We start from the raw sequence: 385 nt of genomic DNA, 5'->3' as shown, positions 1-385 counted from the left end.
CGAGCGCACACTGCGCGAGCCAGGCCCTGACCCGTACGCGCGCGGCGGCGTCGCCCTCCGCCGTGAACCCGTCCAGGGCACGGGCGAGCAGCTCGGAGGCCTCGCCGTACCGGCCGCGTTCCGCGAGCGCCACCCCGAGCCGGAGGCGGGCGACGGCCCCGACATGGACGTCGCCGACGGGCCCGTCGGCATGACGGACGGCCTCCGCGAGCAGCGCCACCATCTCCTCCTCGGGGTCCCGCGCCCCCGTGGCCGTTCGTCCCGGCCCGCCGTCCACCTCGACCGTCCGGGCGAGGGCAGGTCGCCGGCGCGGTGCTCGGCGAGCGCGGCCCTGAGGTGGACGAGCGCGGCGGCCGGGTCGTCGGGCGCGGTGATCCGGCCGAGC

Annotated in this window: 1 protein-coding gene; it reads right to left on the bottom strand. The window is 79.5% G+C overall.

From position 1 onward, the window contains the following. The coding region (locus tag OQ02_RS46540) for a hypothetical protein (RefSeq protein WP_231500455.1) at positions 1-220 on the bottom strand (220 nt) is incomplete at its 3' end. Positions 221-385 lie beyond the last annotated feature (165 nt).

It is taken from the genome of Saccharothrix sp. NRRL B-16314 (genome assembly GCF_000716595.1).
GTDB lineage: Bacteria > Actinomycetota > Actinomycetes > Mycobacteriales > Pseudonocardiaceae > Actinosynnema.
Note: the sequence above shows the minus strand (reverse complement) of the source record. Positions and strands in the feature narration are given on the sequence as shown.